Consider the following 14,682-nt stretch of genomic DNA (forward strand, 5'->3'; position numbering starts at 1 on the left):
AAAAGCCTGTTTCATGAGCCAGACCCCGTGGTGGAGCCCTGAACGTCACGCCGACCGCCGCCCGGCGCTGTTGGCGCGCAACCGTATCCAGAACGCGATCCGGGGCTGGTTGGCGCAGCAGGACTTCCTTGAGGTCGACCCCGTCGCGCTGCAAATCAGCCCCGGCAACGAGGCGCACCTGCATGGCTTCGAGACCCGCGCCATCGGCAATGACGGCGTCGCCCATCCGATGTATCTGCACACCAGCCCCGAATTCGCGATGAAAAAGCTGCTGGCCGCGGGCGAGCAGCGCATCTTCGCCTTCACCCATGTCTGGCGCAACCGCGAGCGTGGCGCGCTGCACAGCCCCGAGTTCGCCATGCTCGAATGGTATCGCGTGGGCGAGGATTACACCGTTCTGATGCAGGACTGCGCGGCGATGCTGCGACTGGCAGCGCAGGCGGCGGGCAGCACCGTCCTGCGCTTTCGCGGCATCGAATGCGACCCTTTCGCCGAACCCGAGCGGCTAAGCGTGGCCGAGGCGTTCGCGCGCTACGCGGGCCTCGACCTGCTGGCGACCTGCGACGGCGCCGAGACCGATGCCGCAGCCCTGCGCGCGCAATGCCGCGCGGCGGGTATCAAGGTGCGTGAGGATGACACCTGGTCTTTCCTGCTCGCGAAGGTTCTGGTCGGGAAGGTCGAGCCGCATCTGGGCCATGGCCGCCCGACCGTGCTTGACCGCTACCCCGCCGCCGAGGCCGCGCTGGCCCGCCCTGCCCCCGATGATGCCCGCGTGGCCGAACGGTTCGAACTTTACGCCTGCGGGGTCGAGCTCGCGAACGGCTTTGGCGAGCTGACCAACCCCGTTGAACAACGCCGCCGCTTCGCGCTGGAGATGGACGAGAAGCAGGCGATCTATGGCGAGCGTTACCCGATCGACGAGGATTTCCTGTCCGCGCTGGCGCTGATGCCACCCGCCTCGGGGATCGCGCTTGGATTTGACCGGTTGGCGATGCTGGCGACCTCGGCGCCGAAGATCGACGATGTGATCTGGACCCCGGTGGCCGAGCCTCAGTCGAAGGGCGACAGCAGCCGGTAAAGCTGCAACACCTCAAGCGGCACGACCTCGAGCGTGCGGCGATGCGTGGCCTCCAGTAAGACCTGGGGCGCGCAGCCCTCGTCATGCGCCTCGAGGAACCGGCCCGCGCAGAGGCACCAGCGATCGCCGGGTTTCAGCCCTGGAAAGGCGAACTCGGGGCGTGGGGTGGTCAGGTCATTGCCGACATAGCTCGACCAGGCCAGGAACTCCGGGTTCACCACCACGCAGACGGTATGCGCGCCAGCATCCTCCCAACAGGTGTTGCAGTGGCCGTCGCGGAAAAAGCCGGTGCGCGGCTCCATCGAGCAGGGCTCGAGCGGGCCACCCAGCACGTTCACCGAAGGCTCCATTTCCATCCGCACACCCCGTCTGGCTTCCTTGCCCGAGCGTCTCGCCCCGCTCCGGCAAAGTCAACGCTCAGTTCACCCCGGCAATGCGGCGGAACATGGCGAGGTTTTCGGCATCCGCGCCGGAATCCTCGAAATTGCGATCCGCCATATTGACGGCGATGACAACGCGGGCGGCCGGATTGACGTAGATATGCTGGCCATAAATCCCGCGCGCCATGTAGTCGTTGCCGTGCGCGGCATTATCCACCGGCACCCACCACTGATAGCCATAGCCCGCCCCACCCGGAGCCTGATGCGCGGTCGAAGCCCGTACCCAGTCGGCGGGCACGATCTGCCGACCGTTCCAGAACCCCTCTTGCAGGAACATCTGCCCAACCCGCGCATAATCCCGCGTGCGCAGGTTCAGCCCGCCCAACACGAAGGCCGTGCCCTCGCCATCGGTCAGCATCTCGGGCGCGGCCTCCAACCCCATCGGGCGGATGATGCGCTCGACCATCAGATCGGTCGGGTCGCGCCCGGTCGCCCCCGCGATCACCATCCCCAGCACATGCGTGTCGATCGAGACGTAATGCATCCGCGCGCCGGGCGCCGCGGCCCGCACCGCCAGTGACGCCGCGAATTCGTTCATCGAGCCGCCAAGCGCAAGAACGCGCCCCATCCGGTTGATATCGCTGTTGAAGTCCAGATAATCCTCGTCGAAGGCCACGCCCGAGGACATGGTCAGCACATCGCGGATCGTCGCGCCATCATAGGCCGAACCCTTCAGCGAGGGCACGTAATCCACCACCTGCCGATCCAGATCGGGGATCGTGCCATCGGCCTGCAAGGTGCCAAACACCGCCGAAAGCACCGATTTCGCCATCGACCAGCTGATCCGCAGATCCTCGGGCGCGGTGCTGCGATGATAGCTTTCATGCACCATGCGCCCGTCGCGCAAAACGACCAGAGCGGTGACCCATCGCCGCTCGATCCAGTCGCCCGCATCGGACGGCAGCGCCTCGGGGGTGCCCGGTTCAAGCGCCGACACGGGCCCGTCGCCGCGATCCAGCACGCGGTAATGGAACAGCTGATCCATATGCGAGAAATTCTGAACGATGCGCTCCGCCTCGAACAGGCTGTTCACCGCCATGAGCCGCGCGATCTCTTCGCGTTTCCAGACGGCCATCGCGGCGGTCAAAGCCACGACAACCACGATGACCTTTAGCCCGATCCGCAGAACCCGCCGCATCTGTCCCTCCCCCATGCGCTATGCCGCAAGGCAACCACGCCAAGGCCGCGTCGGGCAAGCAAAACGCAGGGTCACGCGCCGCTAATAGATGTAGCGGATCTGCTCGGACCAGTAGCGCTCCATCCGGCGCAGAGTGCGGTTCATATCGGTCATCGCCTCGGCGGTGATGACGGATTGATCCTGCATCCCGGTCGCGTGGCGCTCGAACAGATCGCCCACCGCCGCGCGCATCTCGCGCCCCTTCTCGGTCAGCCGCACCCGGACCGAGCGGCGGTCGATCTCGCTGCGCTGGTGATGCATGTAGCCCGCATCGACCAGCTTCTTGAGGTTATAGGAGACGTTCGAGCCCTGATAGTAACCGCGCGTCTTAAGCTCGCCCGCCGTCACCTCGTTGTCGCCGATGTTGAACAGCAAGAGCGCCTGAACCGGGTTGATCTCCAGCAGGTTCAACCGCTCGAATTCGTCCTTAATCACGTCGAGCAGCAAGCGATGCAGCCGCTCGACCAGCGCGAGGCTGTCTAGGTAGCCCGCCACCAGGCCCGGCGCGACGGGCAAAGGGGTCTGAAATGTCATGCGTTTCTCCGCCAGTCTCGGAAGCTGGACCGAGACTGGACGAAAAACGCAAATGATCGGTTAAGCGTTCCCGACCGGCGTGTGGCGCGTCTTGGCGAAACCCGCAATCTCAGTCAGCAGGTCGAGATATTGCGGCGGGCAAGGCTGCGCGCCCGACACCCAAGGGTAAAGATCCTGATCGTTCTCTTCGAGCAGCGCATCGTAAAGTTCGAGCGTGGCAGCATCCATCCCGGCCAGCTTCTCGTCCGCCCAGGGGCCGAGGATCAGGTCCATCTCCTTGGTGCCGCGGCGCCAGCTCCGCATCCGCATCCGCTTGAGACGCGCCTCTGCCGTTTCGCTCATTCCAGCTCTCCCGCTGCCAGTTTCCGCTCAAGCCGCCCCAGACGCGCATCGAGTTCCTCGATGACATCGCGGATAGCGCGGATTTCGCGCACAAGCGCGCGTTCCTGCCCTGCCTCTGCCATTGCCTCGGGCGGGCCGTCAAGCCCATCTCCCTCACCCGTCAACAACCACATCAGCGAGACATTCAGCATCCCCGCCAGCATCTGCAGCCGGTTGGCGCGTGGATCGGCCGCGTCATCCTCCCAGCTTTGCAGCGTTTCGTGGCGCACGCCAAGGCGCGCGGCCAGTTGCTCGACACTCATGCCGGCGGCTTCGCGCGCGCCTGCCAGCCGGTCGCCAAACGTCGCATGTTCGGCCCCATACCAATCGTCGCTCATCTCGCCTCCTGTTTCGCTTGAACGGCTTCGGGCGCAAGCGTAAGACATGCACCCGGCAGATACAAACCGGAGTTCCCCTCATGGCCTTCCTTTCCGACACGCTGGCGCGCGTCAAACCCTCGCCCACCATCGCGGTGACCAACAAGGCGCGTGAACTCAAGGAGGCAGGGCGCGATGTGATCGGTCTAGGCGCGGGCGAGCCCGATTTCGACACGCCCGAGAACATCAAGGCCGCCGCCATCGCCGCGATCAACTCGGGCAAGACCAAATACACCGCCGTGGACGGCATCCCCGAACTGAAGAAAGCCATCTGCGCCAAGTTCGAGCGCGAGAACGGCCTGAAATACAGCCCCTCGCAGATCACCGTGGGGTCGGGCGGCAAGCAGGTGCTTTACAACGCGCTGGTGGCCACGCTGAACCCCGGCGACGAGGTCATCATCCCCGCGCCCTACTGGGTCAGCTATCCCGACATGGTGCTGCTGGCAGGCGGCACGCCGGTCTTCGTGACCGGCCCGATGGAGACCGGCTACAAGATCACCGCCGAACAGCTTGAGGCGGCGATCACCCCAAAAACCAAGTGGTTCATCTTCAACTCGCCCTCGAACCCTTCGGGCGCGGGCTACAGCCATGACGAACTGAAGGCGCTGACCGACGTGCTGATGCGCCACCCGCAGGTCTGGATCATGTCCGACGACATGTATGAGCACCTCGTCTTCGGCGACTTCAAATTCGTCACCCCGGCGCAGGTCGAGCCCGGCCTTTACGACCGCACGCTGACCTGCAACGGCGTGTCGAAGGCCTATGCGATGACCGGCTGGCGCATCGGCTATGCCGGCGGCCCCGAGTCGATCATCAAGGCAATCGGCAAGGTGCAGTCGCAATCGACGTCGAACCCCTGCTCGGTCAGCCAATATGCGGCGGTCGAGGCGCTGAACGGCCCGCAGGACTACATCCGCGACAGCCGCGTGGCCTTCGAGCGTCGCCGCGACCTGGTGGTCAAGGCGCTGAACGAATGCCCTGGCATCAACTGCCCGACGCCCGAGGGCGCGTTCTACGTTTATCCCTCGATCGCAGGCTGCATCGGCAAGACCTCGGCGGGCGGCGCGGCAATCGCCGATGACGAGGCCTTCGCCACGGCGCTTCTGGAAGAGACCGGCGTGGCCGTCGTCTTCGGCTCGGCCTTCGGCCTCTCGCCCAACTTCCGCATCAGCTACGCGACCTCGGACGCGCAACTGGCCGAGGCCTGCGCGCGCATCAAGACCTTCTGCGAAGGCCTGAAATAAGTTCAGATACTGGAACAGGAAAGGCGCGCAACCGGTTGGTTGCGCGCCATTTTCATGAGATCAGCGACAGGAAGGCCTCGATCTCGGCCTCGGTCGTGGCCCAGGAACAGACCAGCCGGGCGGCCAGCGGTTCCTCGCCCGGGCCATCGAGCGGCTGATCGAAGGGCCAGAGGTAATAGGCCGCCCCGCCCGCCTGCGCGCGCACATGGGCCGCACGCGGGAAGGCGGCGAAAACGGCGTTCGCCTCCGTCGGATGGACAAGCTTTGCCCCCGGCGCGGCCTGCACCCCTTCGGAGAGCTTCGCCGCCATCACGTTGGCGTGGCGGGCAAGGTGCAGCCACAGATCGCCCTCAAGATAGGCCTGCATTTGTGCAGCCAGGAAACGGTGCTTCGAGAACAGATGCCCACCGCGCTTGCGGCGCAGTTCGAACTCCTGCGCGCGGGCTGGATCGAAGATCACGACAGCCTCGACGCCCATGCAGCCATTCTTGGTGCCGCCAAAGCTGAGCACATCGACACCCGCGCGCCATGTCATCTCGGCAGGCGTGCAACCGGCGGCAACGAGCGCATTGGCGAAACGCGCCCCATCCATATGCACCGGCAGGTGAAAATCGCGCGCAACATCGCAGAGCGCCTTGACCTCGGCGGGGGTATAGACCGCCCCTGCCTCGGTCGCATTGGTGATCGAGACCATCCCGCGCTGCACGTTATGCACGCCGCCCCGCCCGGTATGCGCAACGGTGCGGCGCAACGCCTGCGGCTCCATCCTGGCATGGGCGCCATCGACCAGGACGAGTTTCGATCCGCCGGTGTAGAACTCGGGCGCGCCGCATTCATCCTCTTCGATATGGGCGTTGCGGTGGCAGAACACCGCGCCCCAAGGATCGGTCAGGATCGCGCAGGACAGCGCATTGGCGGCGGTACCCGTGGCGACCAGATAGACACGGGCCTCGGGTGCCTCGAAAATATCGCGAATCCGGGCCTCGACCGCGCGGGTCAGCGGGTCATTTCCGTAAGACGGCTGATGCCCCCCATTCGCGCGAGCCAGCGCCGCCATGATCTGCGGAGCCGCGCCGGAAGTATTGTCAGAGGCGAAATTCATCCCAGATCCTCGATCACGTATTGGTCCCACTCATCCTCGGGCACCGAGGATTCCGAGACAACCCAGCCGCGCACGCTGATGCCCGCCTCGTGCACAGTCTCGCGCGAGCCCGAGATCAGGTAGTGCCACGGCTCCAGCGGCTTACCCTCGTAGCGCAGGCGATAGGCGCAGGTGCGCGGCATCCAATAGGCGATCTTCTTGATCGACTTGGGCGTCAGTTGCACGCATTCGGGCACGAAATCGCGGCGATTCTCGTAGGACATGCAGCGGCAGCTGTCACCGTCGAGCAGGCGGCAGGACACGCGGGTGAACTCCAGCTCGCCCGTATCCTCGTATTCGAGCTTGTTGAGGCAACACTTGCCGCAGCCATCGCACAGCGCCTCCCATTCGTCGGGGGTCAGCTTGGCCAGAGGCAGGGTCCAGAATTCGGGGCGCAGGTCGGTCATCGGCGCAAATTGGCGCAACGGCGCGCCAATGGGAAGGGGCGTAGCATCACGCCCGCGCGAGAATATCGCGGGCGCGGGTGCAATCCTCGGCCATCTGCACCATCAGCGCATCGAGCCCGTCGAATTTCATCTCGGAACGCAGGTATTCGACCAGCGCGACCGACAGGTGCTTGCCGTAAAGATCGCCCTCGAAATCGAAGATGAATGTCTCGAGGTTCGGCATGTTGTCCCCGAACATCGGGCGCACGCCAAGGCTGGCCGCGCCATGATAGCTGCCGGCCTGCGTGCCGCTGAGCACATCCACCTTGACCGCATAGACGCCAAGGCGCGGCAGGTGCAGCCCGCTTACGCTCATATTCGCGGTGGGATAGCCAAGCGCGCGACCGCGCTTTTCGCCGTGGATCACCTCGCCCTCAATCCGGTGCAGGTGGCCCAACATGGCGGCGGCATCGCCGGGGCGCCCCTCGGCCAGTGCCTTGCGGATCGCGGTCGAGGAGACCTCGAGCCCGTCGATATGCAAAAGCGGCGCGATGGTCACGTCGAAGCCGTGCTCGCGGCCCAGATCGGCCAGCATCTGTGCGTCGCCCTTGCGCCCCTTGCCAAAACGGAAATCGCCGCCGACCGCGACATGGGCCACGCCCAGACCCGCGACCAGCACGTCGCGCACGAAGACCTCGGCCTCCATCCCCGACAGCTCGCCCAGGAAGGGCAGCTCAAACAGCCGCTCGACGCCCAGCTTTTGCAAACGGTGGCTGCGCGCCTCGGCATTCATCAGCCGGAAGGGCGGCGCATCGGGGGCGAAGAACTCGCGCGGATGGGGCTCAAAAGTCACAACGCCAAGCGGACCCTTGCCGCGCGCCAGGTCGATCACCGACTGATGCCCCAGGTGGACGCCGTCAAAATTGCCCATGGCGACAGAGGCGCCACGGGCCGTTTCCGGCAAACCCGTCCAGTGGGTGTATTTCTGCATCGTCCCCGCCTCTCCGGCGAGGTCGCCGGTCAGTCGTTGCCGCGCGAGGGTGCCAGAACCAGCGCCTCGCCCTTGATGACCACCGTATCGCCCACCAGACACCGGGTTTCAAGGGTCACCCGACGCCGTGCGTGATCAATCGAGACCACCTTGACCTCGGCGCAGACCTCTTCGCCCGGGCGCACCGGGGCGGTAAACTTGAGCGACTGGCCCAGGTAGATCGTGCCATGGCCCGGAAGCTGCTCGCCGATCACCGCCGAGATCAGGCCCGCGCTGAGCATCCCATGCGCGATACGGCCCTTGAACATGGTCGCATTGGCGTATTCGTCATTCAGGTGGACCGGGTTGTGGTCAGTCGAGACCTCGGCGAACATCTCGATGTCGCGGTCGGTGATGACCTTGCGCGCCGTGCGGGTCATGCCGATCTCCAGATCCTCAAGATAGATCGTGCCGCGGGTGATGGTTTCGGTGCTCATCGGTCCAGCCCTCAGAAAAAATGTTGCACTGCGGCATAGCACGGCCGCAGCAAGAAACACAAGCACCCACGCAACTTATTTGCCGATACGGCGTGCCATTCGAAAGAATGTTGCCGGACAGCCTCAGCGTAGGGTGCTGATAGTGTAAGTCGGATCCTGCTGGCGCGCGGCAAGCCATGCGGTCAGCAGTTCCGGCGACGGGTTGCGGTGGTCCGGGCCGAACTGATCGACCGCAAGCCCGCCCGTGACAAACAGCACGTCGATCCCCTCGCCCGCAGCACCCATGACATCGGTATTGATCCCGTCGCCGATCGCCAGAATCCCCGCGTCCTCGGGCAGGCCAATGGCGGCCAGCTTGCGCCGCGCGAGGTCATAGATCGGTGGATGCGGCTTGCCGAAGTAAAGCGCCGTGCCGCCCATCTCTTCGTAAAGCGCCGCAAGCGCGCCAGCGCAGTAGATCCGCTTGTCGCCCAGATCGACGACGATATCGGGGTTGGCGCAAAGCATCGGCAGACCGCGCACCTTGGCCATCAGGAATTTCGGGCGGTAATCCTCGGGCACTTCGTTCAGCTCATCGAAGGGGCCGGTGCAAACGATGCCCTCGGCCTCTTCGAAGGGCACACGCTCGATGCTGCTCTGTCCCCGCCACTCTGGCGGAACCTCGGTGAAAAAGCCGTCGTCCTTCTCGGGGCCGAGATGCCAGACCTTGCTGCCGATCGCCCCGGCGAACATCGCATCCTGCGCCGCATCGCCCGAGCTGACGACCAGATCATAGGCATCTTTCGGCACGCCCATGCGATCGAGCGTCGCGAGCACGTATTTCGCCGGGCGCGGTGCGTTGGTCAGCAAAACGACCTTGCCGCCCTTGGCGCGAAAGGCCTGAAGGGCCGCGACCGCCTCGGGGAAGGGTGCGACGCCATTGTGCAGACAACCCCACAGATCGCAAAACAGTGCATCATAGGATGCCGAAATTTCGGCAAGCGATTGGACGATCCGGGTCATCTGGGCCTCAAGTTCTTGAATCGGCGGGGTTCCGGGCGGAACTCCGCGCCATGTTTCCTACCCGCGATATATGACACGCGGGCAACGAAAGGCAAAGCCCGCGCCCTGCCCCTTTGCGCAATGAAAAAGGCGGGGGAAATCCCCCGCCCTTTCAATCCGGCTTCAGCGATCTCAGACCTTGAGTGCCGGGATGATCTGCTTTTTGCGCGACATGACGCCGGGCAGGACGACCGTGTCGCCCGAGACGGTGCAGCCGAACGAGGCCTCGGCGATCTTCTTGACCAGATCGTTCGGAACCAGCAGCGTGGCCTCTTCGTTCAGGATGTCCACGACGAACAGCAGCACCTGGTCGGCGCCATCTTCCTTGGCCACATCGACCATCGAGGCCATCAGGCTGTCCTTGCGGTCAAGGATCAGCTTGGGCGCGGTGGTCTCAAGGACCGAAACGCGCAGTTCGGTGCCGTCGACGTTGTATTCCTTCGAGTCCATGCGAAGCAGCGCGGCGTCCGAGAAGGACGAGACGTCCGACTTGGCTTCGAACATGGCGGTGGCCAGTTCGTTCATGCTGACGCCCAGATCGGCGGCCAGCGCCGCGCAGACGGCCTTGTCATGCGCCGTGGTGGTGGGCGAGCGGAACTCGAGCGTGTCCGACAGGATGCACGAGAGCATCGCACCCTTGATCCCGCGCGGAGCCTTGGCCAGATCGCCGCCAATCAGGTCGTACATGATGGTCGCGGTGCAGGCGAGCGGGCGGATCGTGATGTCGATCGGGCCCTTGGTTTCCAGCCCGCCGACCAGCTTGTGGTGGTCGATGATCGCGGTGATGTCGGTCTTGTTGATGCCCTCGGGCAGCTCGGCGGGGTTGTTGGTGTCGACGATGACGACCTTCTCGCCCTCGGCCACGCCCTCGATGATCGCGGGCTTCGGCAGATCCCAGTGCTTGAGCACGAAGGCCGCTTCGGTGTTGGGTTCGCCCAGCAGCACCGGCTCGGCGGCGACGCCTTTGACTTCGTTCAGATACCAGGCCCAGATGATGGGCGAGCCGGTCGAGTCGGTGTCGGGGGCCTTGTGGCCGAAAACCTTGGTGGTCATGGAATCCCTCGGGTATGAACGGTTTCGCGCGCCTTATATGCGGTGCAGCAATGCTTGTCATCAAGTTGGCGCTAACGCCTAGTCGAGACGCTCAACGGTGAAGCCGCGCTGCTCAAGCAGGTGCAGAACCCCCTCTTCGCCCGACAGATGCATGGCGCCAACCGCAGCGATCACGGGGCCTTTTGCAAGAGCTTCCTCGATCACCGGCACCCAGTTCTGGTTGCGCTGCGTGATCAGCAGGCGCTCTGACATTTCTAGCTGGCGCGAGACGGTCTCTGCGCTCATGCCGCCTTGCAGCGACAACTCGCGCGAGAATTCCCAGACCAGGCGTGGCTCGCGGGCGAAATACAGCTCGCCCAGGGTCACGGCGGTATCGTCGGCCTGCTCGGCACCGATGACGGCGCTGCGCAGAAGGTCTTCCGTTTCGCTGTCGGGGATCTGCTCAAAAACACGGAAGATGGTGTCGAAGGGCTCAAGCGCCTGCACCGGGACGTTGCGCGCGTCAGCCTCGGCGATCAGTTGCTTGTCGAGGCCCAGATTGCCCGCCGCAATATCCGCCGTCGCGCAGGGCGGCATTGCCAGCGTCGTCGCCAGGAAGGCGGGCCGCATCTTGGCCAGCAGCACCGAAGGCACCCCGCGGCTGGAGCCAAGCGCCATCACCTCTTGCCACAGCTCCTCGGGCAGCACCTCGGGCAGGGTCGGCCCGTCCGAGAACATCAGCATCGGGTTGCGCACCATCTCGGCTTGCAGGGCCTCTTCCTCGGCGGGGCCCGCCTCGACCAGAAGCGCGGAGGCGGTATCGAGCGCCGGGCGCACCTCGGCCAGAAGGGGTTCATGGCGCGGATCGGGCAGGTGATAGGTGCCCAGCAGGGTCACCACCTCATCGCCCCGCGTCGCACGGAACAGCAACCCTTGCGCGTGGGGCGCGGCATGGGCCGCCTCGCGCAGGGCCTCCTGACGCGCCTCGGGCAAGGCGGCGAAAAGGTCTTGCCCGGTGCAGGCCGCCTGCACCGATGCCCCGGCGCAAAAGGTTGAAACCACGAACGCGAAAAGGCCAAGGGAGCGCATGAACCATCCTTCAATCAAATCTTCGGCGCGAGGGTGCCATGCCGATCCGCCAAGTCCAAGACGTAATGTCGCAGGGTCATTGCCTCAAGCCCGCGCGGGGCGCACAATGGGGTTTAGCGCGAACTGATCACCAGGAGGATCGGATGAGACGCCGTGGCAACACCCTCTTGCGGAGCCTTTGCATCGCCGCAGCTTTCGGGGTCGCCGCCGGGATAGCGCAGGCGGATGACCTTGATCTGGCAGCCCTTCGCACCCAGGCAACGGCTGGCAATGCCGAGGCCGGCCGCGCCTTGGGCGAGGCGCTTCTCTACGGCATTTCGGGCGCCAAGCAGGATATCCCCGCAGGCATCGCCTTGCTACGACAGGCCGCCGAGGTGGGCGATGTCGCCGCGCAAGCGACACTCGGCAAGGTGCTGCTCGATGGCTATTACATCCGGCCCGAGCCTGATCGCGCATTCGTTCTGCTGGAAACCGCGGCGGACGCAGGCAGTACCCGCGCCCAGATCACCTTGGCCGAGGCGCTCTTGTGGGGGTTCCACACCGAGGCTGACCCGGAACGCGCCAAGGCCCTCTTTATGAAGGCACGCGAGGCAGGTGACCCGGATGCACGGCGCATCCTGGGTGAACAGCTCGTGGCCGGATGGGCGCTGGAGCGCGATCTCGATCAGGGCCGTGCACTACTTGAGGAAGCCATCGCCGAAGGTGACGACAAGGCAAAGGTCATTTTGGCCTCGTTCTATCTCTATGGTATCGGCGTCCCCCGCGACCGGGCGCGCGCCCTGATGCTGTCGGAAAGCGCTGCGGAAACCGGTAACGGCGCGGGCCTTAAGGACTATGGCACAATGCTGATGTGGAGCCTGCGCGACCGCGCGGGTTCGGAAACCATTCTCAAGCGCGCAGGCGAACTTGGCGAGGGCGCGGCGTGGAGCACCTTGGCCGAGGGCGCAATGTATGGCTACCTCGCGGGCCGCTCGCGCGCCAAGTTCGACGATTTCGCCGAGAAAGCCGTCGAGGCCGGGGAAACCCGCATCGCCGTCTTGCAGGCCGAGCGTCAGATGTGGGGCATCAGCATGCGCGCCAGTGGCCCGGCCACGCTTGCCGGGCTGGAAGCCGCCGCCGACGAGGGCAACAAGGACGCGCTGCATTTCCTCATTCCTCTGGTGCGCGACGGCAACCACCTCAATATCCGCAAAGACCCAGAGCGCGCGCGTGGCTACCTAGAGCGTTACGCAGCCCTTCTCAGCCCCGATGAGATCGCGCAATACACGCTCAGCATCGACGCCGCGAAGGTGCGCATCGTCTCGGCCTACCCTGCCCTGCGGGAGCGTTTCCTCGCGCATCCGGAACTGAAATCGAGCTGGTTCGGCGAGCAGCTCTACAAGGCCAACCCGAACTTCGCGATCTACCTGCTGCAATACGCAATGAAGGCCGATGGCAGCTATTTCGGGAAGCTCGACGGGCTGGCCACGCGCACCACGATCAACGCCCTGTGGCGCGCCTGCGAGGCGACGCGTCACTTTAGCGATTGCGCCAATGACGTGCTGCAACCCAAGGTCATTGGCGCCCTTCTGGCGCGCTAATCCCCGCCAGGGTGGCGCCTCGCGCGCCCTATGGCACAGGATGACCTGACTCTTTCCCAGATCATGCCGCCGTTTTGCCCCTTTTGGCCCGCAGCCTGACTGACAGGCCGCTCTGTCCGTGCCGTGCCGGTGCCCACGCAGGCTCCCCGCGCCGGTCAGAGCATAACCAGTGGGCGCAAGATGACCGACACCACTTTCCGCGCGAACCTTAGACGAGCCCTTTCGGGCGCGATCCTTGCCGGCCTGAGCTTCGGGCTGCTGATCACCCCGCAAAGTGCCGACGCCATCATGAGCACCGCCTTCCTTCAGTCGAAGGGCGCGGCCCCTGCCCCGTCGGGCGCCCGCGCGCTGTGCCAACAATATGACTGGGCCTGCGCCACAAGCCAGGGCCCCGCGCACCGCATCGCCGACGAGTTTCGCCTGATCAAGGCGGTTAACAGCCAGATCAACCGTGCAGTCCGCTCGATCGATGATAAGCGGCAATATGGCGTGGCCGAGAACTGGGCGCTGCCCACCAAGCGCGGCGGCGATTGCGAAGACTTCGCGCTGCTGAAGAAATATGAGCTGATCCGCCGAGGCGTCGATCCGCAGCGCCTGCTGATCGCAACCGCGCTTGACCGCAACCGGAATTCCCACGCCGTGCTGATCTATCGTTCGGACCAGGGCGACTACGTGCTCGACAATCTGACCAGCCAGGTCAAGACGTGGAAAGGCACACGCTACTTCTTCCTGCGAATGCAGGATCCGGCCACGCCCTCCCGCTGGATGAACGTCTTCCGCGGGGCATAATCCAAAGAAAAAGCGCGCCGATCCGGCGCGCTTTTGAATTCTCGCGGTTTGTGCGCAACAGCAGCCCAAACAGCATGTACGTCGGGCCAACTTAGTCGTCCTGACCCGCGCGCTTGCCGCGACCGCGGCCGGGGGTGCAGCCATCAGCACCGTTACCGCTGCCGTTGTTGCAGCCTTTGCCGCCCGAGCCACCGTCGGTCGAGCCACCATCGGTCGAGCCACCATCGGTCGAGCCACCATCGGTCGAGCCACCATCGGTCGAGCCACCATCGGTCGAGCCACCGTCGGTCGAGCCACCATCGGTCGAGCCACCGTCGGTCGAGCCACCATCGGTCGAGCCACCGTCGGTCGAGCCACCATCGGTCGAGCCACCATCGGTCGAGCCACCGTCGGTCGAGCCACCATCGGTCGAGCCACCGTCGGTCGAGCCACCGTCGGTCGAGCCACCACCATTCGAACCGCCACCGTTCGAGCCACCTCCGTTGTTGCCCTCAGTGTTACCACCGCCGTTGGTCCCGTTCGGATTACCGCCGATCGACGCCGTCGGCTGGTCAGCCAGCACTGCAGCGAAACCAGGGCAACGATCCGAGGTAGCCTCTAGCACTTCGGCGAACAGTTCATGGCCTTGAATATAGCTAAGCATATCGCGAGTAACGACGTCGCATCCGCAAAGGGTATCTGCCGAGAGCGAGCGCATCGCGGTTGCGCGGTCACAAGTGGTCTGCGTCGCGGCCGAACCCGACGAAACTGCGAACGCCAAAGCGGCGCCCGAAATCGTCATCAAGAACAAGATCTTCTTTTTCATAATCTTCCCCACCGCAGCGCTTTGGACGGTTACGCCCCCATCGCGCCGCTTTCTGAACCAATTTACCCCACAATCATGACATGATTTCGCCTTAATTGGAACAGCCGACCAACATCGCCTA

17 protein-coding genes are annotated in these 14,682 nt (G+C 64.7%); 4 read left to right on the forward strand and 13 right to left on the reverse strand.

What is annotated here, in order from left to right:
* The first annotated feature begins 13 nt into the window (after positions 1-13).
* Entirely contained in the window at positions 14-1,078 is a 1,065-nt protein-coding gene (gene epmA, locus LZA78_RS06010) for an EF-P lysine aminoacylase EpmA (RefSeq protein ID WP_233676023.1), read from the forward strand.
* Here the strand turns inward: epmA and LZA78_RS06015 are convergent.
* The 5 genes from LZA78_RS06015 to LZA78_RS06035 all read right to left on the reverse strand — a co-directional run bounded on the left by LZA78_RS06015 (position 1,051) and on the right by LZA78_RS06035 (position 3,948).
* Complete coding sequence (locus LZA78_RS06015) at positions 1,051-1,434, reverse strand: DUF2237 family protein (protein ID WP_233676024.1); 384 nt, start codon at positions 1,432-1,434, stop codon at positions 1,051-1,053. The two genes, epmA and LZA78_RS06015, sit on opposite strands and share 28 nt — an antisense overlap.
* A gap of 61 nt (positions 1,435-1,495) precedes the next feature.
* Positions 1,496-2,656, reverse strand: a complete 1,161-nt coding sequence (locus tag LZA78_RS06020; protein ID WP_233676025.1) for a serine hydrolase domain-containing protein — start codon at positions 2,654-2,656, stop codon at positions 1,496-1,498.
* Between the two features lie 81 nt (positions 2,657-2,737).
* Complete coding sequence (locus LZA78_RS06025) at positions 2,738-3,229, reverse strand: MarR family winged helix-turn-helix transcriptional regulator (protein WP_233676026.1); 492 nt, start codon at positions 3,227-3,229, stop codon at positions 2,738-2,740.
* Between the two features lie 60 nt (positions 3,230-3,289).
* Positions 3,290-3,571 carry an FAD assembly factor SdhE gene (locus tag LZA78_RS06030; RefSeq protein ID WP_233676027.1) on the reverse strand — a complete coding sequence of 94 codons (282 nt, stop codon included), beginning with the start codon at positions 3,569-3,571 and terminating at the stop codon, positions 3,290-3,292.
* The gene (locus tag LZA78_RS06035) at positions 3,568-3,948 is read right to left on the reverse strand and encodes a helix-turn-helix domain-containing protein (protein ID WP_233676028.1); all 381 of its coding nucleotides are present in this window, start codon (positions 3,946-3,948) and stop codon (positions 3,568-3,570) included. The genes LZA78_RS06030 and LZA78_RS06035 overlap by 4 nt, the downstream gene beginning before the upstream one ends.
* Positions 3,949-4,028: 80 nt before the next feature.
* Between LZA78_RS06035 and LZA78_RS06040 the strand changes: the two genes are divergently transcribed.
* Positions 4,029-5,231 (forward strand): pyridoxal phosphate-dependent aminotransferase, encoded by a 1,203-nt coding sequence (locus tag LZA78_RS06040; protein WP_233676029.1) that lies wholly within the window; start codon positions 4,029-4,031, stop codon positions 5,229-5,231.
* A 52-nt stretch (positions 5,232-5,283) separates the two neighbouring features.
* Here the strand turns inward: LZA78_RS06040 and LZA78_RS06045 are convergent, their stop codons facing one another.
* The 7 genes from LZA78_RS06045 to LZA78_RS06075 all read right to left on the reverse strand — a co-directional run bounded on the left by LZA78_RS06045 (position 5,284) and on the right by LZA78_RS06075 (position 11,387).
* A complete protein-coding gene (locus LZA78_RS06045) occupies positions 5,284-6,333 on the reverse strand; it encodes a threonine aldolase family protein (protein WP_233676030.1) in 1,050 nt (349 codons plus the stop codon).
* Positions 6,330-6,779: a YcgN family cysteine cluster protein gene (locus tag LZA78_RS06050; RefSeq protein ID WP_233676031.1), complete on the reverse strand. Its 450-nt coding sequence runs from the start codon at positions 6,777-6,779 to the stop codon at positions 6,330-6,332. The genes LZA78_RS06045 and LZA78_RS06050 overlap by 4 nt, the downstream gene beginning before the upstream one ends.
* A gap of 46 nt (positions 6,780-6,825) precedes the next feature.
* Positions 6,826-7,749 carry a bifunctional riboflavin kinase/FAD synthetase gene (locus tag LZA78_RS06055; protein WP_233676032.1) on the reverse strand — a complete coding sequence of 308 codons (924 nt, stop codon included), beginning with the start codon at positions 7,747-7,749 and terminating at the stop codon, positions 6,826-6,828.
* A 29-nt stretch (positions 7,750-7,778) separates the two neighbouring features.
* The gene (locus tag LZA78_RS06060) at positions 7,779-8,225 is read right to left on the reverse strand and encodes a MaoC family dehydratase (RefSeq protein WP_233676033.1); all 447 of its coding nucleotides are present in this window, start codon (positions 8,223-8,225) and stop codon (positions 7,779-7,781) included.
* 123 nt (positions 8,226-8,348) lie between these two features.
* Positions 8,349-9,227: a TIGR01459 family HAD-type hydrolase gene (locus tag LZA78_RS06065; protein ID WP_233676034.1), complete on the reverse strand. Its 879-nt coding sequence runs from the start codon at positions 9,225-9,227 to the stop codon at positions 8,349-8,351.
* A gap of 171 nt (positions 9,228-9,398) precedes the next feature.
* Positions 9,399-10,319: a manganese-dependent inorganic pyrophosphatase gene (locus LZA78_RS06070; RefSeq protein WP_233676035.1), complete on the reverse strand. Its 921-nt coding sequence runs from the start codon at positions 10,317-10,319 to the stop codon at positions 9,399-9,401.
* A gap of 78 nt (positions 10,320-10,397) precedes the next feature.
* On the reverse strand, positions 10,398-11,387 hold the full coding sequence (locus LZA78_RS06075) for a TraB/GumN family protein (RefSeq protein WP_233676036.1): 990 nt from the start codon (positions 11,385-11,387) through the stop codon (positions 10,398-10,400).
* 143 nt (positions 11,388-11,530) lie between these two features.
* Between LZA78_RS06075 and LZA78_RS06080 the strand changes: the two genes are divergently transcribed.
* Complete coding sequence (locus tag LZA78_RS06080; protein WP_233676037.1) at positions 11,531-12,967, forward strand: tetratricopeptide repeat protein; 1,437 nt, start codon at positions 11,531-11,533, stop codon at positions 12,965-12,967.
* A gap of 180 nt (positions 12,968-13,147) precedes the next feature.
* Complete coding sequence (locus tag LZA78_RS06085) at positions 13,148-13,756, forward strand: transglutaminase-like cysteine peptidase (RefSeq protein ID WP_233676038.1); 609 nt, start codon at positions 13,148-13,150, stop codon at positions 13,754-13,756.
* Between the two features lie 91 nt (positions 13,757-13,847).
* Here LZA78_RS06085 and LZA78_RS06090 read toward each other — a convergent pair whose 3' ends face one another.
* Positions 13,848-14,561 (reverse strand): hypothetical protein, encoded by a 714-nt coding sequence (locus LZA78_RS06090; protein WP_233676039.1) that lies wholly within the window; start codon positions 14,559-14,561, stop codon positions 13,848-13,850.
* Between the last annotated feature and the right edge of the window lie 121 nt (positions 14,562-14,682).

Source organism: Rhodobacter flavimaris (assembly GCF_021378075.1).
In the GTDB taxonomy this organism is placed as follows: Bacteria; Pseudomonadota; Alphaproteobacteria; order Rhodobacterales; family Rhodobacteraceae; genus Rhodobacter; species Rhodobacter flavimaris.

Excerpts from the sequence above, each read along its gene's own strand:
- LZA78_RS06070 (WP_233676035.1), bottom strand. The coding sequence starts at position 10,319 with ATGACCACCAAGGTTTTCGGCCACAAGGCCCCCGACACCGACTCGACC.
- LZA78_RS06040 (WP_233676029.1), top strand. The coding sequence starts at position 4,029 with ATGGCCTTCCTTTCCGACACGCTGGCGCGCGTCAAACCCTCGCCCACC.
- LZA78_RS06045 (WP_233676030.1), bottom strand. The coding sequence starts at position 6,333 with ATGAATTTCGCCTCTGACAATACTTCCGGCGCGGCTCCGCAGATCATG.
- LZA78_RS06035 (WP_233676028.1), bottom strand. The coding sequence starts at position 3,948 with ATGAGCGACGATTGGTATGGGGCCGAACATGCGACGTTTGGCGACCGG.
- LZA78_RS06025 (WP_233676026.1), bottom strand. The coding sequence starts at position 3,229 with ATGACATTTCAGACCCCTTTGCCCGTCGCGCCGGGCCTGGTGGCGGGC.
- LZA78_RS06030 (WP_233676027.1), bottom strand. The coding sequence starts at position 3,571 with ATGAGCGAAACGGCAGAGGCGCGTCTCAAGCGGATGCGGATGCGGAGC.
- LZA78_RS06060 (WP_233676033.1), bottom strand. The coding sequence starts at position 8,225 with ATGAGCACCGAAACCATCACCCGCGGCACGATCTATCTTGAGGATCTG.
- LZA78_RS06075 (WP_233676036.1), bottom strand. The coding sequence starts at position 11,387 with ATGCGCTCCCTTGGCCTTTTCGCGTTCGTGGTTTCAACCTTTTGCGCC.
- LZA78_RS06065 (WP_233676034.1), bottom strand. The coding sequence starts at position 9,227 with ATGACCCGGATCGTCCAATCGCTTGCCGAAATTTCGGCATCCTATGAT.
- epmA (WP_233676023.1), top strand. The coding sequence starts at position 14 with ATGAGCCAGACCCCGTGGTGGAGCCCTGAACGTCACGCCGACCGCCGC.
- LZA78_RS06090 (WP_233676039.1), bottom strand. The coding sequence starts at position 14,561 with ATGAAAAAGAAGATCTTGTTCTTGATGACGATTTCGGGCGCCGCTTTG.
- LZA78_RS06015 (WP_233676024.1), bottom strand. The coding sequence starts at position 1,434 with ATGGAAATGGAGCCTTCGGTGAACGTGCTGGGTGGCCCGCTCGAGCCC.
- LZA78_RS06050 (WP_233676031.1), bottom strand. The coding sequence starts at position 6,779 with ATGACCGACCTGCGCCCCGAATTCTGGACCCTGCCTCTGGCCAAGCTG.
- LZA78_RS06020 (WP_233676025.1), bottom strand. The coding sequence starts at position 2,656 with ATGCGGCGGGTTCTGCGGATCGGGCTAAAGGTCATCGTGGTTGTCGTG.
- LZA78_RS06085 (WP_233676038.1), top strand. The coding sequence starts at position 13,148 with ATGACCGACACCACTTTCCGCGCGAACCTTAGACGAGCCCTTTCGGGC.
- LZA78_RS06080 (WP_233676037.1), top strand. The coding sequence starts at position 11,531 with ATGAGACGCCGTGGCAACACCCTCTTGCGGAGCCTTTGCATCGCCGCA.
- LZA78_RS06055 (WP_233676032.1), bottom strand. The coding sequence starts at position 7,749 with ATGCAGAAATACACCCACTGGACGGGTTTGCCGGAAACGGCCCGTGGC.